Origin of the sequence: Kitasatospora sp. NPDC057738 (assembly GCF_042798815.1) — a bacterium.
Lineage (GTDB): Bacteria > Actinomycetota > Actinomycetes > Streptomycetales > Streptomycetaceae > Kitasatospora > Kitasatospora lactacystinica.
Genome location: NZ_JBHVJT010000023.1, coordinates 58,415 through 80,107, shown reverse-complemented (window position 1 = coordinate 80,107; position 21,693 = coordinate 58,415). Strand labels below are relative to the sequence as shown.

The 21,693-nt window shown below is 73.0% G+C and carries 14 protein-coding genes; 5 read left to right on the top strand and 9 right to left on the bottom strand.

Going from position 1 to position 21,693, the window contains the following annotated elements; all coding sequences use genetic code 11:
* Positions 1-601 precede the first annotated feature (601 nt).
* Entirely contained in the window at positions 602-1,927 is a 1,326-nt protein-coding gene (locus tag ACFVGO_RS15415; RefSeq protein WP_359903393.1) for a hypothetical protein, read from the top strand.
* 210 nt (positions 1,928-2,137) lie between these two features.
* On the opposite strand, the gene ACFVGO_RS15410 is transcribed toward ACFVGO_RS15415, so the two are convergent.
* The 9 genes from ACFVGO_RS15410 to ACFVGO_RS15370 form a co-directional block, all read right to left on the bottom strand.
* A complete protein-coding gene (locus tag ACFVGO_RS15410) occupies positions 2,138-3,016 on the bottom strand; it encodes a CDP-alcohol phosphatidyltransferase family protein (protein WP_380354263.1) in 879 nt (292 codons plus the stop codon).
* Entirely contained in the window at positions 3,003-3,695 is a 693-nt protein-coding gene (locus tag ACFVGO_RS15405) for a phosphatidylserine decarboxylase (RefSeq protein ID WP_224280704.1), read from the bottom strand. The genes ACFVGO_RS15410 and ACFVGO_RS15405 overlap by 14 nt, the downstream gene beginning before the upstream one ends.
* A gap of 489 nt (positions 3,696-4,184) precedes the next feature.
* Complete coding sequence (locus ACFVGO_RS15400) at positions 4,185-5,387, bottom strand: acyl-CoA dehydrogenase family protein (protein ID WP_380545354.1); 1,203 nt, start codon at positions 5,385-5,387, stop codon at positions 4,185-4,187.
* A 229-nt stretch (positions 5,388-5,616) separates the two neighbouring features.
* On the bottom strand, positions 5,617-6,120 hold the full coding sequence (locus ACFVGO_RS15395) for a MaoC family dehydratase (RefSeq protein WP_359903384.1): 504 nt from the start codon (positions 6,118-6,120) through the stop codon (positions 5,617-5,619).
* Between the two features lie 11 nt (positions 6,121-6,131).
* Positions 6,132-7,094 (bottom strand): HpcH/HpaI aldolase/citrate lyase family protein, encoded by a 963-nt coding sequence (locus ACFVGO_RS15390; RefSeq protein ID WP_380354257.1) that lies wholly within the window; start codon positions 7,092-7,094, stop codon positions 6,132-6,134.
* Between the two features lie 42 nt (positions 7,095-7,136).
* On the bottom strand, positions 7,137-9,167 hold the full coding sequence (locus tag ACFVGO_RS15385) for a protein meaA (protein WP_380632149.1): 2,031 nt from the start codon (positions 9,165-9,167) through the stop codon (positions 7,137-7,139).
* 9 nt (positions 9,168-9,176) lie between these two features.
* Entirely contained in the window at positions 9,177-10,514 is a 1,338-nt protein-coding gene (ccrA, locus tag ACFVGO_RS15380; RefSeq protein WP_359903375.1) for a crotonyl-CoA carboxylase/reductase, read from the bottom strand.
* A 368-nt stretch (positions 10,515-10,882) separates the two neighbouring features.
* Positions 10,883-11,806: a TetR family transcriptional regulator gene (locus ACFVGO_RS15375; RefSeq protein WP_380632147.1), complete on the bottom strand. Its 924-nt coding sequence runs from the start codon at positions 11,804-11,806 to the stop codon at positions 10,883-10,885.
* Between the two features lie 314 nt (positions 11,807-12,120).
* Positions 12,121-13,896, bottom strand: coding sequence for a 3-hydroxyacyl-CoA dehydrogenase family protein (locus ACFVGO_RS15370; RefSeq protein WP_380632145.1), 1,776 nt, complete (start codon positions 13,894-13,896; stop codon positions 12,121-12,123).
* A gap of 549 nt (positions 13,897-14,445) precedes the next feature.
* On the opposite strand from ACFVGO_RS15370, the gene ACFVGO_RS15365 reads away from it, so the two are divergent.
* The 4 genes from ACFVGO_RS15365 to ACFVGO_RS15350 all read left to right on the top strand — a co-directional run bounded on the left by ACFVGO_RS15365 (position 14,446) and on the right by ACFVGO_RS15350 (position 21,561).
* Positions 14,446-17,157, top strand: a complete 2,712-nt coding sequence (locus ACFVGO_RS15365) for an MXAN_6230/SCO0854 family RING domain-containing protein (protein ID WP_380632143.1) — start codon at positions 14,446-14,448, stop codon at positions 17,155-17,157.
* A gap of 77 nt (positions 17,158-17,234) precedes the next feature.
* Positions 17,235-18,698 (top strand): glutamine synthetase family protein, encoded by a 1,464-nt coding sequence (locus tag ACFVGO_RS15360; RefSeq protein ID WP_359903364.1) that lies wholly within the window; start codon positions 17,235-17,237, stop codon positions 18,696-18,698.
* A gap of 3 nt (positions 18,699-18,701) precedes the next feature.
* The gene (locus tag ACFVGO_RS15355; protein ID WP_380632141.1) at positions 18,702-19,820 is read left to right on the top strand and encodes an amidohydrolase family protein; all 1,119 of its coding nucleotides are present in this window, start codon (positions 18,702-18,704) and stop codon (positions 19,818-19,820) included.
* A 253-nt stretch (positions 19,821-20,073) separates the two neighbouring features.
* Positions 20,074-21,561 (top strand): S8 family serine peptidase, encoded by a 1,488-nt coding sequence (locus tag ACFVGO_RS15350; RefSeq protein WP_359903359.1) that lies wholly within the window; start codon positions 20,074-20,076, stop codon positions 21,559-21,561.
* The last annotated feature ends 132 nt before the right edge of the window (positions 21,562-21,693 follow it).

The window sequence follows — 21,693 nt, the reverse complement described above, 5'->3', positions numbered from 1 at the left end:
ACCAACAAAGGACTTTTTCCCCTCTCCGCGTGGGGGGGATGGAGGGTTCTCCCTTCCCCCCTCCCCCCGCGGCACGATCCCCCCGCCCCGCCCGTCATCCGTCCGGATTCGGACTGGACAGCTCCGCCGGAAGTCGGCGGAAGGGGATTCCCCGTGCGACCGGCGCGAAAACCACCCCGATGTCAGGGGCAACAATTTGCCCGGCCACTGACCCCCCACCCGTACGCACGGTAACCGCCCGAGCATTCCCGGCAACCGGGATGATGCGAGTGGCATGGGCAGGTCACACGTTTCCGGCCAGGCGGTTTGCCGCTGTTGCCCGATCTTGCGGAGGTGCCGCCACCGGTCGCCCGGTCGTACGGACAACCGGATGTGACAGAAGGCCGGTGCAAGGGGAAGACTGCTCGACGTGACGTCTCGGAACCCGCGCGACCGTGATGCCCCGCTCCCGCCGACGATCGGTACCGGTGCGACGGTGACCCGTCTCCCCGGAACGGCCCAACGGCCCGCCGGTGGCAGGCCGGGCGGGGCGGGTGTCCCCCGTAACGGAGTACCCCGGCGGCGAGGGCCCGCTCCGGCTCCCGGGCGGGGCAGGGTTCCCGTGCCCGAGGGCTTCCCGGCACCCGCCGAGCTGGCGCCGCTGGCCCGCCGGATGCTGGTGGACGCCGTCCGCGTCGCCCGCTGGGCCGGTGAGCTGGCCGAGGTCGACAAGCGCGGCGAACTGCTCACCGAGGACGCCCGCGAGGCCGGCCGGGCGCTGGCCATGACGGTCGGCGCCGCCGCCAAGGCATGGGGGCAGGCGCTGCTGGTGGGCCTCGTGGAGCCCCGGGACGGCGGAGCCGGCCCCGGCTGGCGCCTGCACGCCTGGGAGCACGACGACGAGGCCGTGGTGCGCGGATGGTCGGCGATGTTCGACGCCTGGACCCTGCTCGCCCCGGTGCCGCCCGCCGCGCTGCGCGGCGTGTTCGCCGTGCTGGCCGGGCAGGCCGTGGACCAGGCCCCGCAGCTGCTCTCCTTCCTGCACCTGGTGGACGGCCCCGTCGCCGAGAGCGAACTGCTGGAGCTGCTGCGCCGGGGCCTGGACGAGCGCCGGGTCGGCACCGGCCTCGGCGGACCGGGGCTGTCGCCGGTGCCGCACGCGGCCTCGGCCGTCTCCGCCGTCCGCGGCACCTGCCGCGCGCCGCAGATCGACACCCCGGCCGCGCCGGCCGACGTGGCCGCCGTCCTGGACTGGATGCTCGACGGCCTGGAGGCCGTCGGCGCCCTGGTGCGCAGGAACGATGCCGCGGAGCTGTCGCCGCTCGGCCACTGGGCGGTGCGGGCCAAGCTGGAGGAGATCTGCACGGTCGCGCAGACCGCGGCCGGGCACATCGAGCAGAGCGCCTTCGAGCTGCTGAACGCGTGTGCGGACTACTCGCCGGGCCCGGCCCGCGCCGAGTTCCGGGCATGGGTCGCGGCCCGTCCGGCGGACCGGGCCGTGGGCGAGCTGCTGGAGGCAGCCCGGGGCGACGACGCGCTGGTGCGCGGACTGGCCTTCGAGGCGCTGCGGGTGGCCGGCGGCCCGGCCGAGCAGGCGGTGCGCGCGGCGGTGGACGCGCCGGTGCTGCGCCCCTACGCGCTGCTGTGGCTGGCGGAGCGCGCGGACGAGGGCGTCTCCCCGGCGGACGTGCTGGGCGCTGAGGACGCGGCCTGGCTCTGGGTGGACACCGCGGCCGCGGTGCTCGACCACGGCGAGACCGAGCTGCTGGTGGGCCATGTCGAGGGCGCCTCGGCGGGCGACCCGGTCCGGCTGTTCGCGCGGGCCCGGCAGTCCGGTCACCCGCGGGCGGCCTCGGTGCTGACGGCGGTCTCGGGCGTGCACCCGGACCCGGGCGTGGCCCGGGCGGCCCGCCGCTCGGCGTTCAGCGTGCACACCGGTGGCGCCTGAGTCTTATGACTTTTGTGGGGACGTTCGGGGTCCACGGCGACCGCGACGGCGGCTCCGGCGACCGCGTCGAGGTCCGCTCCGGTCCCTGCTCGGGTCTCCGCTCGGGCGGTGCCTGAGCCCCGCACCCGCGGCGCTCGATTGTCATGACATACGAGAAGGGCCCGGAACCAACAGGTTCCGGGCCCTGACTCTTATGACTTTTGCGGGGACTCAGCCGAGCCGGGACTCCGCCCGCCGGGCGCGGACGTCGCCGACCTTCTGCCCCACCTTGCGGCGGATGACCAGCAGCGGTGCCATCGCCGCGAGCGTGATCTGGGCGAACGCGCCGACGTGCATCAGCTGGTTGCCACCGGGCAGGCCGGTGGCCCAGGCGGCCAGGCAGCCGATGGAGACCACGATCCAGCAGAGCGTCGCGGTGGCCAGCAGCCCCTGCGGCTTCGGGTACTCGATCCGGCTGACCATCAGGTACGCGGCGCCGAAGATGGCGAGCAGACCGGGCAGGAACGGCGGGTCGAGCAGCACGATGGCGATCACCGTCATCGCGCCCATCGGGCAGGGCATGCCCTGGAACACCCCGGGCCGCATCTTGACGGCCGAGAAGCGGGCCAGCCGCAGGACCACCGCGAGCAGCACCGTGATGGCGATGAGCGCCGACAGCTTGCTGTTGGAGCCCTGGGAGACCATGCCCCAGACCGCGACGAAGTAGGCCGGCGCGATGCCGAAGCTGATCAGGTCCGCCAGGTTGTCCAGTTCCGCCCCGAGGGCGGAGGAGCGCAGCTTGCGCGCCACCAGGCCGTCGAAGAGGTCGCACATCGAGCCGATCAGCAGCAGCGTGACCGCGGTGGCGGCGCTGTGCCGGTCCGGAGCGGCGTCCGGGTTGGTGATGTGCGGGACCAGGACCCCGGTGGTGATCGAGTAGATCGCCAGGAAGCCGCAGACGGCGTTCCCCAGGGTCAGGAAGTCGGCGGTGGACAGGTGCTGAGGAGAGCGCGGGGCGCGCAGCTCGCGGTCGCGCGCCCAGCGGCGGCGGCGCAGGGCCGTCTCCTCGTCGTCCAGGCCGACGATTGTCTCAGGATCAGTCACGGTCAAGGCGCGTCACCCCGGCTGTGGTCTTCTGGCCGACCTCGACGCCGACCTCGACGCCGGCCGGCAGGTAGGTGTCGACCCGGGACCCGAACCGGATCAGACCGATCCGGTCGCCCTGCTCGACCTTGGTTCCGGCGTCCACGTACGGCACGATGCGTCGGGCCACGGCCCCCGCGATCTGCACCATCTCGATGTCGCCGAGCTCGGTGTCGAAGTGCCAGACGACCCGCTCGTTCTGGTCGCTGTCCTTGTTGAACGCGGGGACGAAGCCGCCCGCGACGTGCTCGACCGACGTCACCGTGCCCGGCAGGGGCGCGCGGTTGACGTGGACGTTGAGCGGGCTCATGAAGATCGCGACCCGGGTGCGGCCGTCCGGCCAGGCGTCGATGCTCTGCACCACGCCGTCGGCGGGGGAGATCACTCTGCCCGTGCCGATCTCACGCTCGGGGTCGCGGAAGAACCACAGCATGCCCGCGCTGAGCGCGCAGGCGGGTACCGCAGCCAGGGCCCACTTGCCGCTGCGCCGGGTGAGGGCGGTGGTCACGGCGGCCGTGGCGAGAGTGGGGACGAACCAGGGGGTGGCTCCGCGCGCGATGGTCACGCGGGGTCGCCGACCGGCCGTCGGGGCTGCGAGGGCATCGCGGTCCGTGACGGAGGTGTGAGGGGACGGGCTGATGGGCATCGAAGACCTTTGTCGCGGGGGATCATGGCCGCTGGACGGGGGCCACCGCGGGATCGGTAATAGAGGGACGGCTTGCTGTCCCGGTGGATGCTATCGGGAGCACACGGTGGGTGGGCAACCCGCCTGCTCGTTCATGTGTCCGGTGGCGGCGCGTGTGCGCGTCCACTCCTACGACCGTAGCTCGACCCGGTCCGGTTCCCAAGGGACCCGACAGGGCTGGTGACTCTTGTCTCAACGGGTACGCCGACGGAACCCGGTGGGGCGAAACGGCCGTAGCGGCCGCAAGCGGGTGTGCGGAAGCGGCCGCCGGGCGCGTCGTTGCAGCTGTACGCCCTGCGGCCGCTTCCGGAGGGCCGTGCCGGACCCAGGCGGACCAGGCCGGGCCCGTGACGGGGCACGGCGCTCCGCCGGCGCGGGCCCGCACGCCCGTCGACCGGCGGTTCGAGGGGGCCGCCCGGCGACGTGGTCCGTCGGCGGGCGGCCCGGGGATCAGTCGGCGATCCGGTACTCCTCCAGGAGCCGGCGCCCGACGATCATCTTCTGGATCTCCGCAGTACCTTCACCGATGAGCAGCATCGGGGCCTCGCGGTAGAGGCGCTCGATCTCGTACTCCTTGGAGAAGCCGTAGCCGCCGTGGATGCGGAAGGCGTCCTCGACGACCTCCTTGCAGTACTCGGAGGCGAGGTACTTGGCCATTCCGGCCTCGAGGTCGTTGCGCTCGCCGCTGTCCTTCTTGCGGGCGGCCATGACCATCATCTGGTGGGCGGCCTCGACCTTGGTGGCCATCTCGGCGAGCTTGAACTGGATCGCCTGGTGCTCGGCGATCTTCTTGCCGAAGGTGGAGCGCTGCTGGGCGTAGGAGATGCCGAGCTCGAAGGCGCGGCGGGCGACGCCGCAGCCGCGGGCGGCGACGTTGACGCGGCCGACCTCGACGCCGTCCATCATCTGGTAGAAGCCGCGGCCCGGGACGCCGCCGAGGATGCGGTCGGCCGGGATGCGGACGTCCTGGAGGACCAGCTCGGTGGTGTCGACGCCCTTGTAGCCCATCTTCTCGATCTTGCCGGGCACGGTCAGGCCGGGAACCGTGGGGTTCGGGCCGAAACCGGCCTCCTTCTCGATCAGGAAGGTGGTCATGTTCTTGTACGGCGTGTTGCCGCCCTCGTCGGTCTTGCAGAGGACCGCGACCAGGGTGGAGGTGCCGCCGTTGGTGAGCCACATCTTCTGGCCGTTGAGGACGTAGAACTCCCCGTCCTTGACGCCCTTGGTGGAGATGGCCGAAACGTCGGACCCGAGGCCCGGCTCGGACATCGAGAAGGCGCCGCGGATCTCGCCGGCGGCCATCCTCGGCAGGAAGTGGTCCTTCTGCTCCTGGGTGCCGTGGGCGTTGATCATGTGCGCCACGATGAAGTGGGTGTTGACGATGCCGGAGACCGACATCCAGCCGCGGGCGATCTCCTCGACCACCAGGGCGTAGGTGAGCAGCGACTCGCCGAGGCCGCCGTACTCCTCGGGGATGGTGAGGCCGAACAGGCCGAGCTGCTTCATGCCCTCGACGATGGCGGTCGGGTACTCGTCCTTGTGCTCCAGCTCGGTCGCGACCGGAATGATCTCCTTGTCGACGAAATCCCGCACGGTGGCGAGGATGTCCCGCTGGATCTCGGTGAGGCCGTCGGTCTGTGCGAGGCGTCCCATCGTGCGGCTCCGGAAAGGTCTGAGGGGCTACGGAAAGTCGGGGATTCCCCCCGGGGGGGGGATTGCGGGGGCCCTGCCGGCGTGGCTGCGGCAGCAGGGCCCCCGGTACCGGGTGGGGCGCGGCCGATGACGGCGGCCTGCCCGTCCGGGGTCTCTCGAGGGGGCTCTCCGTCCGTGGAAGGAGGCCCCCTATAGAGGGGAGAGGCCGAGAAGGCGGGGAGGGAGGGGCTCAGGAGAGCGGGGTCGGACGACCGGGCTGCTCGCCGCCGCGCTCCTTGATGTACGTCTCGGTCGGCACCATCACCTTGCGGCGGAAGACGCAGACGACCGTGCCGTCCTGCTTGTACCCCTTGGTCTCGACGTACACGATGCCGCGGTCGTCCTTGGACTTGGACGGCCACTTGTCGAGCACGGTGGTCTCGCCGTAGAGGGTGTCGCCGTGGAAGGTCGGTGCGACGTGCCGCAGCGACTCGATCTCCAGGTTGGCGATCGCCTTGCCGGAGACGTCCGGGACGGACATGCCGAGCAGCAGCGAGTAGATGTAGTTGCCCACCACGACGTTCTTGCCGAAGTCCGTCGTCTTCTCCGCATAGTTGGTGTCCATGTGGAGCGGGTGGTGGTTCATGGTGAGCAGGCAGAAGAGGTGGTCGTCGTACTCGGTGACCGTCTTGCCGGGCCAGTGCTTGTAGACCGCGCCGACCTCGAACTCCTCGTAGGTGCGTCCGAACTGCATGCCGTGGGCCCTCAGCTTTCCGGGATCTCGAACTTGGTGGTGCGCTGCATGCCCGCGGCCCGGCCCTTGCCGGCGACGACCAGCGCCATCTTGCGGCTGGCCTCGTCGATCATCTCGTCGCCGAGCATGGCGGAGCCCTTGGCGCCGCCCGCCTCGGAGGTGCAGTAGTCGTACGCGTCGAGGATCAGCTCGGCGTGGTCGTAGTCCTCCTGCGAGGGCGAGTAGATCTCGTTCGCGGCGGCGACCTGGTCCGGGTGGAGCACCCACTTGCCGTCGAAGCCGAGGGCGGCCGAGCGGCGGGCGACCTCGCGGTAGCCCTCCTGGTTGCGGATCTGGAGGTACGGGCCGTCGATCGCCTGGAGGTCGTTGGCGCGGGCGGCCATCAGGATGCGCATCAGGATGTAGTGGTAGGCGTCGGCGTTGTAGCCGGGCGGCTGCTCGCCGACGACCAGCGACTTCATGTTGATGGAGGCCATGAAGTCGGCGGGGCCGAAGATGATGGTCTCCAGCCGGGGCGAGGCCTCGGCGATGGCGTCGACGTTGATCAGGCCCTTGGCGTTCTCGATCTGCGCCTCGATGCCGATCCGGCCGACCTCGAAGCCCATGGTCTTCTCGATCTGGGTGAGCAGCAGGTCGAGCGCCCTGACCTGCTCGGCGTCCTGCACCTTGGGCAGCATGATGCAGTCGAGGTTGGGGCCGGCGCCCTCGACCACGGTGATCACGTCGCGGTAGGTCCAGTGCGTGGTCCAGTCGTTGACGCGCACGACGCGGGTCTTGCCGCCCCAGTCGCCGTTGTTGAGCGCGTCGACGATGTTGTGGCGCGCGCTCTCCTTGACCAGCGGGGCGCAGGCGTCCTCCAGGTCGAGGAAGACCTGGTCGGCCGGCAGGCCCTGGGCCTTCTCCAGGAAGCGCGGGTTGCTGCCCGGCACGGCGAGACAGGAGCGGCGCGGGCGCAGACGGTTCACAGCAGTCATAAGAATCGAGGGTTCCTTCCCAGTGGTCAGCTGGTCAGCTGTTCAGTTCGTGGCCGCGGTCGGTGCGGGCGTCCACGGCTGGAGCTTGTTGGCCAGCCGGATCTCGTCCACGATCCGGCCGATGATGGTGGTGATGCCGAAGTCCTTCGGGGTGAACACGGCGGCGACGCCGGCGGCCTTGAGGGCCTCGCCGTCCGCTGCCGGGATGATGCCACCCACGATCACCGGGACATCCTCCACCCCGGCGCGGCGCAGCCGCTTCAGGACGTCGGGCACCAGCTCGCTGTGCGCGCCGGAGAGGATGGACAGGCCCACGCAGTGCACGTCCTCCGCGACGGCGGCGGAGACGATCTGCTCCGGGGTCAGCCGGATGCCCTGGTAGACCACCTCGAAGCCGGCGTCGCGGGCCCGGACGGCGATCTGCTCGGCGCCGTTGGAGTGCCCGTCCAGGCCGGGCTTGCCGACCAGCAGGCGCAGCTTGCCGGCGCCCAGCTCCGCGGCGGTGGCGGCGACCGCGGCACGGACCTGCTCCAGCTCGCCGCCGGGCTCGGCGGCCACGGCGACGGGCGCGCCGCCGACGCCGGTGGGCGCGCGGTACTCGCCGAAGACCTCGCGCAGGGCGAAGGACCACTCGCCGGTGGTGACGCCGGCCCGGGCGCAGGCGAGCGTGGCCGGCATCAGGTTGGCCCCGGTGGCGGCGACGGCCTTGAGCTCGGCCAGCGACGCCTGGGCGGCGGCCTCGTCGCGCTCGGCGCGCCAGGCCTCCAGGGCGGCGAGCACGGACCGCTCGGAGGCCGGGTCGACCACCATGATCGCGGTGTCGAGGTCGGCGGTGAGCGGGCTCGGCTCGGTGGTGTCGAAGCAGTTCACCCCGATGATCTTGTCCTCGCCGGACTCGATCCGGGCCCGGCGGGCGGCGTGCGAGGCGACCAGGTTGGACTTCAGGTAGCCGGACTCGACGGCCGGGATCACCCCGCCCATCTCCAGCACCTTGGCGATCTCCGCCTCGGCGCCGGCCAGCAGCGCGTCGGTCTTGGCCTCGATCACCTCGGAGCCGTTGAAGATGTCGCCGTACTCCAGCAGGTCCGACTCGTACGCCAGCACCTGCTGGATGCGCAGCGACCACTGCTGGTCCCAGGGCCGGGGCAGGCCGAGCGCCTCGTTCCAGGCGGGCAGCTGGACGGCACGCGCGCGGGCGTCCTTGGAGAGGGTGACGGCCAGCATCTCCAGGACGATCCGCTGGACGTTGTTCTCCGGCTGGGCCTCGGTCAGGCCGAGCGAGTTGACCTGGACGCCGTAGCGGAAGCGGCGCTGCTTGGGGTCGGTGACGCCGTAGCGCTCCAGGGTGACCTTCTCCCACAGCCGGGCGAAGGCGCGCATCTTGCACATCTCCTCGACGAAGCGCACGCCGGCGTTGACGAAGAAGGAGATCCGGGCGACCACCTCGCCCATCCGCTCGGCCGGCACCTGGCCGGAGTCGCGCACGGCGTCGAGCACCGAGATGGCGGTGCACATCGCGTAGGCGATCTCCTGGACGGGCGTGGCCCCGGCCTCCTGCAGGTGGTAGCTGCAGATGTTGATCGGGTTCCACTTGGGGATGTTGCCGACCGTGTAGGCGATCATGTCGGTGATCAGCCGCACCGACGGGCCGGGCGGGAAGACGTGCGTCCCGCGCGACAGGTACTCCTTGACGATGTCGTTCTGGGTGGTGCCGGTGAGCTTGGCGACGTCCGCGCCCTGCTCCTCGGCGACCACCTGGTAGAGCGCCAGCAGCCACATCGCGGTGGCGTTGATCGTCATGGAGGTGTTGGTCCGTTCGAGCGGGATGCCGTCGAACAGGGTGCGCATGTCGCCGACGTGGCCGACCGGGACGCCGACCCGGCCGACCTCGCCGCGGGCGAGGACGTGGTCGGAGTCGTAGCCGGTCTGGGTCGGCAGGTCGAAGGCGACGGACAGGCCGGTCTGGCCCTTCGCCAGGTTCCGCCGGTAGAGCGCGTTGGAGTCGCTCGCGGTGGAGTGGCCGGCGTAGGTGCGCATCAGCCAGGGCCGGTCGCGCTTCTGGGGCTCAGTCATCGGCGGGTCTCACACGTTCCTGAAGCGGTTGATGGCCGGCAGGTGCTTCTCGCGCAGCTCGGGGTCGGTGACGCCCAGGCCCGCCTCGGGGGCCAGGCAGAGCACGCCGACCTTGCCCTGGTGCTTGTTGTGGTGCACGTCCAGGGCGGCCTGGCCGGTCTCCTCCATGGAGTAGACCTTGGACAGGGTCGGGTGGATCTTGCCCTTGGCGATCAGGCGGTTGGCCTCGAAGGCCTCGCGGTAGTTGGCGAAGTGCGAGCCGACGATCCGCTTGAGCGACATCCACAGGTACCGGTTGTCGTACTGGTGCATGTAGCCGGAGGTGGAGGCGCAGGTGACGATGGTTCCGCCCTTGCGGGTGACGTACACCGAGGCGCCGAAGGTCTCCCGGCCCGGGTGCTCGAAGACGATGTCCACGTCCTCGCCGCCGGTGAACTCGCGGATCTTCGCGCCCAGGCGCTTCCACTCGCGCGGGTCCTGGGTGTGCTCGTCCTTCCAGAAGCGGTAGCCCTCGGCGGAGCGGTCGATGATCGCCTCGGCGCCCATGGCGCGGCAGATCTCGGCCTTCTGGTCGTTGGAGACCACGCAGATCGGGGTGGCGCCGCCGGCCAGCGCGTACTGGGTGGCGTACGAGCCGAGGCCGCCGCTGGCGCCCCAGATCAGCACGTTGTCGCCCTGCTTCATGCCGGCGCCGTTGCGCGAGACCAGCTGGCGGTAGGCGGTGGAGTTGACCAGACCGGGGGAGGCGGCCTCCTCCCAGGTGAGGTGCTTGGGCTTGGGCAGCAGCTGGTTGGTCTTCACCAGGGCCAGCTGGGCCAGGCCGCCGAAGTTGGTCTCGAAGCCCCAGATGCGCTGCTCCGGGTCCATCATCGTGTCGTTGTGGCCGTCCGCGGACTCCAGTTCGACCGAGAGGCAGTGCGCGACGACCTCGTCGCCCGGCTTCCAGGCGTTGACCCCGGCGCCGGTGCGCAGCACCACGCCGGCGAGGTCGGAGCCGACCACGTGGTACGGCAGGTCGTGGCGCTTGGTGAGCGGCGACAGCCGGCCGTAGCGCTCCAGGAAGCCGAAGGTGGAGACCGGCTCGAAGATCGAGCTCCAGACGGTGTTGTAGTTCACCGCGCTCGCCATGACGGCGACCAGGGCCTCGCCGGGGCCCAGCTCGGGCAGGGCGACCTCGTCGAGGTGAAGGGACTTGCGGGGGTCCTTGTCGCGGCTGTCGAGGCCCGCGAACATCTGCTCCTCGTCCTTGTGGAGCGTCACCGCGCGGTAGGACTCGGGGAGCTTGATCGCCGCGAAGTCCGCCGACGTGGTGTCGGTGCTGATGATCGCGTCGAGGATTTCCTGCATGGCTGCCTCCGAAGGCGTACCTGTGTGAGGGCACAGGGCGTCTGGGGGAGCCGGGAGCGGACACCGGCTTCGCTGAGGTGGGTGGTGGGCGGGTCAGACTGGGCACCCGGGGTGGACCGGGCCGTTCTGGCTCTGCTCCCGGGGTGTGGGAACGCCGGACGACGGCGCGCCGAGGTGGGGAGCCGCGGCGCCGCGACTGGTGAGTAACAAGGTAGTGGCACCCTGTGCCACTCGTAAAGACACCGGGTGTCACGAATTCCGGCGGCCTCCGGGGCGGCGTGACGCGCGTTGCGCGGGCATGCGAAAGGCCCGCGCCGACTTCTCGGCGCGGGCCCTCGATACCGCTCTGACCTGCGTGAATACTGCGCTTATGACTCCCGGGCGCCGCTCAGTGCGGCCCGGATGCTGTCCACCACGACCTCCAGTGGAGCGTCCGTCCGGGCGACTGTGATGAGCACCTCACCTCCGGGACTGGCACTCAGTGCGCTCTCCGCCCCGGTGTCCCCGGGGGTCCCATTGGCACCCGGTGCCACCAGCGATCCCCGACGCCTGGCACCCGGCGCGCTGGCGGCCCAGAAGGTCCGCCGGATCACCTCGAAGGAGTGGTCCAGCTGCGCCTCCACGTCGCCCCGGCCGCCGGCCCGCAGCCAGCGCCGCAGCACGTGGTTGTGCGCCGCGACCACCGCCGCCGCCGAGACCTCGGCCAGCATCGAGTCGTCCTCGCCGCCGCGCTGCCAGCCGGACGGGATGGACTCGCCGGTGTCGAAGCGCCCCAGCAGGTAGCGGGTGAACAGCCGCTCGTAGCGGGCCACCACGGCGATCTCCCGCTCGCGCAGCGCCGGGACCTGACGGATCAGCTGGTACCGCGCGACCGACACCCCCGGGGTGGAGGCGTACATCCGCAGCACCTCCTTGATGCCGCGGCAGACCACGTCCAGCGGGTGCTCCTCCGGCTCCGCGCTGGCCAGCAGGTCGGCCACCCGCACCAGGGTGTCGTCGTGGTCCGGGAAGATCGCCTCCTCCTTGGACCGGAAGTACCGGAAGAAGGTGCGCCGGGCCACCCCGGCGGCGGCCGCGATCTGGTCGACCGTGGTCTCCTCGTAGCCCTGCGACGCGAACAGCTCCATCGCGGCCGTGGCCAGGTCCTGGCGCATCTGCTGGCGCTGCGCCGCCGCCCGGCGGCTGCCCGGCCCGCCGTCCGGCCCGGTGCCCCCGGTCGAGGGGGCGGTCCGGCCGTCGCCGCCGTGCGGCCCGGCGGGGTGCTGCGGGGAGCTTGACTGAACCCGATCCATGTCCGGAACGCTACACGGCCCGGACGGCGCGGCCACGGCCCTTCCCCGCCGCACCGGTGCGACCGGACCGGTCACGGCCGGGCGGGGCCAGCGGGAGGACACCGTCCCGGGGCTCCAACCGGGGCGCGCGGAGGCCGCGGAGGGCGCGGATCCCTGCGGCGGGGCGCCGTTGCCGGAAGCCGCGCCGCCTTGGGGCTGCGCCCCGTGCGGCGGGGATCCGTGCGGCGGGGATCCGTAAGGCTGTGCCGCGTGCGGTCCGGCCGGCGGCGGCCCGTACGGCGTCTCGTACGGGCCGCCCCCGGCCTGCGGCGTGGTCATCGGCGCGCGTGGTCGCGGAAGCCGCGGCCGGTCTTGCGGCCCAGGCAGCCCGCCGCGACCAGGTGCTCCAGCAGCGGCGCGGCGGCCAGGCCGGGCTCGCGGAACTCCTGGTGCAGCACCTGCTCGATCGTCAGCGAGACGTCCAGGCCGACCACGTCCAGCAGTTCGAACGGGCCCATCGGGTAGCCGCAGCCGAGCTTCATCGCGGTGTCGATGTCGTCCACCGTCGCGTAGTGCTCCTGGAGCATCCGCACCGCGTCGTTCAGGTACGGGAAGAGCAGCGCGTTGACGATGAAGCCGGCCCGGTCGCCGCACTCCACCGGGTGCTTGCGGACCCCGGTGGTCAGCTCCAGCACGGTGGCGGTGACGTCCGGCGCGGTCAGCACGGTGGAGACCACCTCGACCAGCTTCATCGCCGGGGCCGGGTTGAAGAAGTGCATGCCGATCACGTCCTGCGGCCGCGAGGTGGCGGTCGCGCAGCTGATCACCGGCAGCGAGGAGGTGGTGGTGGCGAGCACCGCGCCCGGCCTGACGATCTTGTCCAGGGTGGCGAACAGCTCCCGCTTGACCGCCAGGTCCTCGGCGACCGCCTCGACCACCAGGTCCACCTCGGCCAGCTCGGCGTACTGGCCGACCGGAGTGACCAGCGCCAGCGCGGCGTCCCGCGCCCCGGCGGACAGCCGGCCCTTGGCCACCGAGCGCTCCAGCGACTTCGCCAGCTGCGCCTTGGCCTTCTCGGCCTTCTCCTGGCTGCGGGCGGCCAGCAGCACCGGGTGCCCGGCCTTGGCGAACACCTCGGCGATGCCGGTGGCCATCGTCCCCGAGCCGCAGACGCCGACGGTGCGCACCGGCCGGCCCGGGACCTTCGGCCGGGCCGGCCCGGTGGCCGCGTCCACGGCCCGGGAGGAGCCCGGCGCCTCGTAGGTGTAGAAGCCGCGGCCGGTCTTGCGGCCCAGCAGCCCGGCGGCGACCAGCTGGCCGAGGATCGGGGCGGGCGCGTGCAGGCGGTCCCGGGACTGCTCGTACATCGCCTCCAGGACGGTGCGGGCGGTGTCGATGCCGATCAGGTCGAGCAGCGCCAGCGGGCCCATCGGCAGGCCGCAGCCGAGCCGCATCGCGGCGTCGATGTCCTCCCGCGACGCGTACTTGGACTCGAACATCGCGGCGGCCTGGTTCAGGTAGGCGAACAGCAGGCCGTTCACCACGAAGCCGGCCCGGTCGCCGGCCGCCACCGGCTCCTTGCCGAGGTCGCGGGCGAAGGCGGCGGCGTCCTCGGCGGTCCGCGGGGAGGTCAGCACGGTGCGGACCACCTCGACCAGCTTCATGCCGTGCACCGGGTTGAAGAAGTGCAGGCCGAGCACCCGCTCCGGACGGGAGGTCGCGGCGGCGATCCGGGTCACCGACAGCGCGGTGGTGCCGGTGGCCAGCACGGTGGCCTCCGGGCAGATCCGGTCCAGCTCGGCGAAGACCTCCCGCTTCAGCTCCAGCTGCTCGGGCACCTCCTCGATCACCAGGTCCGCCCCGGCGGCGGCCGTCAGGTCGTGGCCGACGGAGATCCGGGCCAGCAGCCCGGTGCGCTCCTCGGCGGTCAGCCGCTCCCGGTCGACCGCGTGCGCGGTGGCCTCCTCGATCCGGGCCAGTGCCCGGGCGGCCGAGTCCTCGGTGGCCTCGATGCCGATCACCCGGCGGCCGCTCTTGGCGACCGCCACCGCGACGCCGGCACCCATCGTGCCGAGGCCGACGACGGCGACAGTGGGGAAGGGACGCTCCATCTGTCCTGACTCCTAGTCATGAAGGGCCCGCGCGTGCTCCGGCGGGCGCGCCGCCGCGCCCGGACGCGCGCCGGGGGCGGCCGCCGCCGGAGGAGGGTCCACGCGCGGGGGCTGGGGAGATGACGGGGTGGGGCGCATCCGGGCAGGGGCCGGTCCGCTCCGGCCGAACTGCGGATGTGCCGTGGTGCTCAGGCGCTCGAAGGTGAAGGAAGCGGCTCTGATACGAGGAGGAACCCGGCCCGCCGCGGTCCGCGGCACCTGCCGGTGAAAGCGCACCGCGCGGGCGCCGGAGAAGCGGCGACCGCGGCCTGCCGCCGGTGCGGCTCCCGAAGCCCGGCGGAGGTGCGTGTCCGGCCACTGTAGCGAAGCTACTGGTGAGTAGGAAGGGGGCGTGGGCGGAAAACCGTTCGGGGCCGCGGGCGGGCGTTCGCTAGGGTGATCGACGCGGGGGCGGCTCCGCGGCGTGCTTCCTTCTCACTCATCTGCAAAATGAACCCGAGTGCGCCCACTCTCCGCCCCCGCTTCGTCGTGTCCACCGGGGGAAGAGCAGTGAAGAAGCAGAACGCCGTGGCGCCCGAGGCCGCACTGGACGCCTACCTGCTGCACCGCCACGGGATGGTCCGGGTCGAGCCCGGAGCCGGGCCCGACGAGCCCCTGCCGTGGTCCGCCCGGGGGCTGGTCGCCCTGGAGGCCGACCTCGTCCGGCGCGGCCACGTGCTCACCGCCCCGCTGCGCGCCGCGCTCGGCCGGCTGCGCCCGCTCGACCTCGCCGCGGCCGGCACCCGGCTGCTGCGCGGCATCGACGCGATGCTCGGCGCCGACCGCGGCCACACCCCGCTGTTCCGCCGCTTCCCCGAGGGCGTGCCCTCCCACGCCCACGCCGACTACTCCGCACTCGTCCGCGGCTACCTCCTCTGCCAGGCGAGCCAGATCTGCCTGGTCTGCGAGCGCGACAGCCTGGAGGCCGGGATCGGCGCCCTCGCCCCCTGCGCCCACCTGCTGTGCGGCGACTGCTACCTGGAACTGGTCGAGAACGGCGGCGACCCCCACTGCCCGCTCTGCCGCACCCCGCTGGAGCGCGGGCGCCGCCTGTCCAACGACACCAGGGCCGCCCGCAACGCCGCCCGCGAGCTGCGGGCCGGCCCGCAGCTCAAGCCGCTGCGCCGGGCCGACCCCGAGGACGTGGGCCTCCTCGCCGCCACCGGGCTGGCCGCGCTGCTCGCCCGGCAGACCCCGCTGAGCCCGCAGGACCGCGAGGACCTCGCCCTGCTGCTCCACCACGCCCCGGACGACCCGGCCGGCTGGCTGCCCGCCGAGATCCCCGTCCGGGAGACCCGCGCCACCGTGCTGGCCGCCCTGCTGCACCGCGACCGGGAGGCCGCCCGGCCGCTGCTGGCCGCCCACCTCACCACCGCCACCGACGTCCTGCGGCTGATCTGGGCGTGGTCCGGCGCCGAGCCCGACCTGCTGCCCGAGACCGCCCGCACTCTGCGCCTGCGCAACCTGCCCCGCCCGCTGCGCCGCGACCTGCTCGCCGTCCTGGACGCGTTCCCGGTCGGCACCCTCGCCGAGGACCTGCGCCGCCACCGCGAGCCCTGGCTGCGGGCCGGCGAACTGCTGCACCCGTACGAGCACCGCGCCCGCTTCCCGTACGCGGCGGCCGCGTTCGCGGTGGTCCGGCAGAGCGATCTCGACCTCCACGGCCTCGGCCCGCTGCTGCGCGAGGCGCCCGCCCCCCTGCGCGTGAGCGAGACGCCCGGCGGCCACACCCGGCTGACCGTGGAGACCTTCGCCGCCCGGGTCGAGCGCGCCCTCGGGCAGGGCGACCTGCCCGCCGCCGTCCGGCTGCTGGCCGGCCGTCCGGGCGAACTGGTGCGCCGACTGCACCACCTGCTGCGGGTCCACGCCGCCTGGCTGCCCGGCGAACCGCTGCCCGCCGAACTCGCCGAGGCGCTGCCCGGCGCCCTGCGCGCCGTCGCCCCCGGCCCGCTGCTCGGCGCGTACGGACGGCTGCGCGCGCCGCGCGAGTACGGCGAGCGGCGGCTGTACTTCCCGCGCGGCCGGGTCGCCTCGGCGCACGCCAGGGCCGACCGGGGCACGCCCGTCCCGGCCGCTCTCAGCGCGCCCGTCTGCGCCCTGATCGAGGCCGAACTGCTGCGCCGGGCCGGGCGGTCGGCCCACGGGCCGGAGCGCTACGAGGTGGCCGTGCTGGACGCCGCGCTGGCCGACCTGGTCGTCCCCTTCGCCGAGCGCGCCAGCGCCAGGACCCTGGTCGCCGTGCCGCGCGGCAGCGTGCAGCGGATCCCGGACGGGCAGCGGCTGAGGCTGTTCCTGCACTGGACGCAGCGCCCGCACCAGCGGGTGGACCTCGACCTGTCGGTCGCCTTCTACGACGAGGAGTGGCAGTTCGTCGGCCTGTGCGACTACACCCGGCTGGTCACCGGGCCGCGGGCCGCCGTCCACTCCGGGGACTACACCAGCGCCCCGCCGCCGCACGGCGCCACCGAGTTCGTCGACCTCGACCTGCCGGCGCTGGGCGAGGCCGGCGCCCGGTACGCGGTGGTGGTGGTGTTCAGCTACAACGACGTCCCGTTCGAGGACCTCACCGACGCCTTCGCCGGTTTCATGGTCCTGCCCCCGTCCGAGGCGGCCCGGCAGCGCAAGAGCGGCTTCCACCCCAAGGGCGTCCGCCAGCGCCTCGACCTCGCCGGGGACGCCAGGATCTGCGTGCCGATGATCGTCGACCTGCAGCGCCGCGACTACACCTGGACCGACCTCAACGCGGGCGCCGGCAGCGGGTTCCACAACCTCGACCGGCACCACGCCAGGATCGGCTCGCTGGCCGCCGACGTCCTGACGCACTTCGCCCCCGGCTCCCGGGCCACCCTCTGGGACCTCGCCTGCGCCACCGCCGCGGCGGGCAGCGACGAGGTGCTGGTCCGCGACCGGACCGGCCGCGGGCTCGACGTCTACCGGCGGGGCGCGGACGAGCCGGTGAGCGCCTTCGCCGAACGGCTGCGCGCCCGCCACGAGAGCGACCGGCGCACCGAGCTGCCGCCGGACGACACCGCCCGGCTGATCGCCGAACGCCTCGACGGCGCCCGGGCGTTCGCCGCCCTGGTGCACGCCGACGTGCCCGCGCCGGCGCAGGCGCGCGGGACGCTCTACCGGCTCTACCCGGGCCCGACCGACGCCGCCCCGGACACCCTGGAGCGGATCACCGCGGGGGAGTGGACGGCCAGGTTCGCCCCGAACGGGTGAACGGGTGAACGCGGCTGCCAAGAGGACCACCCGATAGGGGAGTTATCCGACCCCGACCTGCGGGGCAGCATGGGGACATGACCACCGGAACCGCCACCGCCGGCCCCACCGCGCCCGGTCCCGACGAGCCGCCCGTCACCGCCGAACGGCTCGCCGCCGCCGCCGCGGCGGCCGTCGCGCTGCCATCGCGCGCCGACCGGGCCGAGCGCGCCGAGGAGGCCGTCGACCGGCTGCGCACCGAGGCCGTCGAGGCGGTGGCCGTCACCTGGGTGGACAACGCCGGCATCACCCGGGCAAAGGCCGTGCCGCTCGGCGGTCTGGTGCACGCCGCGCAGTGGGGCGTCGGCACCGCGCCCTGCTTCGACGTGTTCCTCGCCGACGACGCGATCACCACCAGCGCGATCATCGGCGGCCCCACCGGGGACCTCAGGCTCTACCCGGACCTCGACCGGGTCGTCCCGCTGGCCGCCCAGCCCGGCTGGGCCTGGGCCCCGGGGGACAGGTACACCCAGGCCGGCGCCCCGCACCCCGGCTGCCAGCGGCTGTTCGCCCGCCGGGCCGAAGCCACGGCGGCCGCGCGCGGCCTGGGCCTCAAGGCCGGCATCGAGGTCGAGTGGACGGTCGCCCTGGCCGGCGCCCCGAAGGAGGACCCGCAGTACCCGACGCACGGCCCGGCGTACGGGATGCACCGGGTCACCGACCTCTCCGACTACCTGCGCGACGTCCTGCGCGCCCTCGGCCGGCAGGGGCTGACCGTCCTGCAGATCCACCCCGAGTACTCCCCGGGCCAGTTCGAGGTCTCGGTCGCCCCCGAGGGCCCGGTCGCCGCCGCCGACACCTCCGTCCTGGTCCGGCACACCGTCCGGGCCGTCTCCGCCCGGCACGGCCTGCGGGTCTCCTTCGCCCCGGTGGTCGAGACCGGCGGCGTCGGCAACGGCGCGCACCTGCACCTCAGCCTCTGGCGCGACGGGCGCAACCTCGGCCACGGCGGCCCCGGTCCGCACGGCCTGACGGCCGAGGCCGAGGGATTCCTCGCCGGGGTGCTGGACGCGCTGCCCGAACTGCTGGTGCTGGGCTGCTCCAGCCCGGCCGGGTACCTGCGGCTGGTGCCCTCGCACTGGGCCGGCGCCTACCAGTGCTGGGGCCTGGAGAACCGCGAGGCCGCGCTGCGCCTGGTGACCGGCTCCACCGGGGAGCGGGCCGCCGCGGCCAACGCCGAGGTCAAGTGCTTCGACGCCAGCGCCAACCCGTACCTGGCGGTCGGCGGGGTGATCGCCGCCGGTCTCGCCGGGCTGGACCAGCGCCGCGCGCTGCCACCGGAGTTCACCGGGGATCCGGCGGCCGCCGAGCCCGGCACGGTGCCCCGGCTGCCGGCGGGCCCGGCCGAGGCGATCGCCGCGTACGAGCGCTCCGCGGTGCTGCGCGAGGCGCTCGGCGAGCCGCTCTACCAGGCGGTGCTGGCGGTGCGACGGGCGGAGCAGGAGCAGTACGCGGCCGTCACTCCGGAGGAGTTGGTCATGGCCACCCGCTGGCGGTACTGAACGGTGGCCCGGCCGGGGGAGCCCGCGCTGGTCGACCACCACTGCCACAGCGTGGTGGCGGCCGAGCTCGCCGACGAGGCCCTGGCCGGGCTGCTCACCGAGTCCGACCGGCCGCCCGCTCCCGGCTGTTCGCCCTTCGACAGCGCGCTGGGCCTCGCGGTGCGGCGCTGGTGCCCGCCCGTGCTCGGCCTGCCGGCGCACGCCCCGGCCGCCGACTACCTGGCCCGGCGGCAGGAGTTGGGCGCGGCCGAGTCCACCGGGCGACTGCTGGCGGCGGCCGGCCTGGACACCTGCCTGGTGGACACCGGGCTGGCCACCGCCGCCGGCCACGAACTGCTGCCGCTGGCCGAACTCGCCGCGGCCACCGGGGCGTCGGTGCGCGAGGTGGTCCGGCTGGAGTCGGTCGCCGAGACGGTGACGGCCGGCGCCGGGGACTGGCCGCGGGCCGTCGCACAGGCGCTCGCGTCGGCCGCGGCCGGGGCCGTCGCGGTCAAGTCGGTGCTCGCCTACCGGCACGGTCTGGCCGCGCCCGCCGAACGCCCCTCCGCCGCGGCCGTGGTGGCCGCGGCCGGCGCCCACCTGCGCGGCGGGCGGGGCCGGCTGACCGACCCGGTGCTGCTGCACCACCTGCTCTGGACGGCGGTGGACGTCTGCGCCGGGCTCGGCCTGCCGCTCCAACTCCACACCGGCTTCGGCGATCCGGACCTCACCCTGCACCGGGCCGACCCGTCGCTGCTGACGGACTTCGTGCGGGCCGCCGAGCCCAGCGGCGTCCCGCTGGTGCTGCTGCACGGGTACCCGTACCACCGGCAGGCCGCCTGGCTGGCCCAGGCCTTCCCGACGGTGTACACCGACCTCGGGCTGACCGCCTCCTACACCGGGCCGCGGGTGGCCGCGGTGCTGGGCGAGATGCTGGAGCTGGCCCCGTTCGGCAAATTGCTGTTCTCCACCGATGCCTACGGGCTGCCCGAACTTTATTTGGTGGGCACCTGTCAGTTCTGGTACGGACTGGGTGCGGTGCTCGCCGACTGGCGAGCCGACGGCGCCTGCTCCGCGGCCGATGCCGGGCGGGTGGCGCGGCTGCTCGCGGCCGACAACGCGCGTCGGCTGTACGCGTTGTAGGGGTGCGATCCGTCCTGGTGGTGGATGCCGTGGCGGGTGTGGCAGCACGTCGACGAACCATCACTTTTTAACACTCTTGACCTCTGTTTCCTTGTTGACCGCCGGGCGGCGGTAACCCCTGCTCCTGGTCAAGATGTGACGATTAGATGACTACCCCTTGCGCTTATAACCAAATATTCATTAGCGTCCCGGTCATTCCCAAGCGCACCTGCCCACCGCAGCTGCCGCCTGACGCCTCGGGAGGCCAACCCTCATGCGTGTTCCTCGGATCAGCCGTACCCGGTACGCGGCCGTGGGCGTCGTGCTCGCCACCGCCGGTGCCCTCGCGCTGCCGGCCGGCACCGCCGTCGCGGCTCCCGCGGCCGACTCGACGACCGGTCCGCTGATGAGCTACGTCGTCAACACCAAGGCCAACCACGGCCAGGTGCAGAAGGTCGAGAAGGCCATCACCGGCCTCGGCGGCACCGTCGTCCAGTCCTACGAGCAGGTCGGCGTCGTCGTCGCCCGCTCGAACGACACCAAGTTCGCCGAGAAGCTGCGCCTGGCCAAGGGCGTCGACTCGGTCGGCGCCAGCCGCACCAAGGGCATCCAGGCCTCCGACCAGGGCAAGGCCGAGGTCGCCACCGAGTCGGCCGCCGTGGCGGCCGCCCCGGGTGAGGACCCCGACGAGGCCTACCAGTGGGACATGCGTCAGATCGGTGCCGACAAGGCCCACAAGATCTCGCTCGGCAGCCGCAACGTGACCGTCGGCGTGCTGGACTCCGGCATCGACGCCACCCACGAGGACCTTGCCGCCAACGTGGACGCCTCGCAGTCGGTCTCCTGCATCGACGGCAAGACGAACACCGACTGGAAGGCCTGGCAGCCGACCACCAGCGACCACGGCACCCACGTGGCCGGCACCATCGGCGCCGCCAAGAACGGCAAGGGCATCGTCGGCGTCGCGCCGAACGTGAAGCTGGCCGCCGTCAAGGTCGTCGACGACGGCGGGTTCATCTACCCGGAGAACGCGGTCTGCGGCTTCGTCTGGGCCGGCGAGCACGGCTTCAAGGTCACGAACAACAGCTACTTCGTCGACCCGTGGATGTTCAACTGCAAGACGGACAAGGACCAGGCGGCCATCTCGGACGCCGTCCGCAAGGCCGTCGCCTTCTCGCAGCGCAAGGGCGTGCTCAACATCGCCGCCGCCGGCAACGAGAACATCGACCTGGCGCACAAGACCGTCGACGTGGCCAGCCCGGACGACACCACCCCCGGCACCCGCCCGGTCACCAACGACTGCCTGTCGCTGCCGACCGAGCTGCCCGGCGTCGTGGCCGTCTCCGCGGTCGGCTCCGACGGCGTCAAGGCGTACTACTCCAGCTACGGCAAGGGCGTCGTGACCGTCACCGCGCCGGGTGGCGACCGCCGCTTCCAGTTCCCGAACACCCCGGACAAGGACGGCCGCATCCGGTCCACCATCCCCGGTGGCAAGTACGGCTACATGCAGGGCACCTCGATGGCCACCCCGCACGTCGCCGGCGTGGCCGCGCTGCTCGCCAGCACCTTCCCGTGGGCCAGCCCGGACGAGCTGACCGAGCTGCTGACCACCCACGCCGAGTCCGTCCCGTGCCCGAAGGGCGAGTTCAACCCGGGCGGCGCCGGCACCTGGAAGGCCACCTGCGAGGGCGGCGCGGACGACAACGGCTTCTACGGCGCGGGCCTGGTCAACGCCGAGAAGGCGGTCCAGTGGTGGCGCTGACGCGCTGACCGCGGACAGCACTGAACAGTAGAGGCGGGGAGCGGGACCACCGGGTCCCACTCCCCAGCCGCATTCGCGCCCCAGCCCGTCCCCGGTGGGCGCCCTCAGGTTGTCGTTCTGTTGCCTTTACGC

Coding starts and splice junctions, on each gene's coding strand:
- ACFVGO_RS15395 (WP_359903384.1), bottom strand. CDS start 6,120: ATGCAGTTCGGACGCACCTACGAGGAGTTCGAGGTCGGCGCGGTCTAC.
- ACFVGO_RS15405 (WP_224280704.1), bottom strand. CDS start 3,695: ATGCCCATCAGCCCGTCCCCTCACACCTCCGTCACGGACCGCGATGCC.
- ACFVGO_RS15385 (WP_380632149.1), bottom strand. CDS start 9,167: ATGACTGAGCCCCAGAAGCGCGACCGGCCCTGGCTGATGCGCACCTAC.
- ACFVGO_RS15375 (WP_380632147.1), bottom strand. CDS start 11,806: ATGGATCGGGTTCAGTCAAGCTCCCCGCAGCACCCCGCCGGGCCGCAC.
- ACFVGO_RS15400 (WP_380545354.1), bottom strand. CDS start 5,387: ATGGGACGCCTCGCACAGACCGACGGCCTCACCGAGATCCAGCGGGAC.
- ACFVGO_RS15370 (WP_380632145.1), bottom strand. CDS start 13,896: ATGGAGCGTCCCTTCCCCACTGTCGCCGTCGTCGGCCTCGGCACGATG.
- ACFVGO_RS15360 (WP_359903364.1), top strand. CDS start 17,235: ATGACCACCGGAACCGCCACCGCCGGCCCCACCGCGCCCGGTCCCGAC.
- ccrA (WP_359903375.1), bottom strand. CDS start 10,514: ATGCAGGAAATCCTCGACGCGATCATCAGCACCGACACCACGTCGGCG.
- ACFVGO_RS15390 (WP_380354257.1), bottom strand. CDS start 7,094: ATGACTGCTGTGAACCGTCTGCGCCCGCGCCGCTCCTGTCTCGCCGTG.
- ACFVGO_RS15350 (WP_359903359.1), top strand. CDS start 20,074: ATGCGTGTTCCTCGGATCAGCCGTACCCGGTACGCGGCCGTGGGCGTC.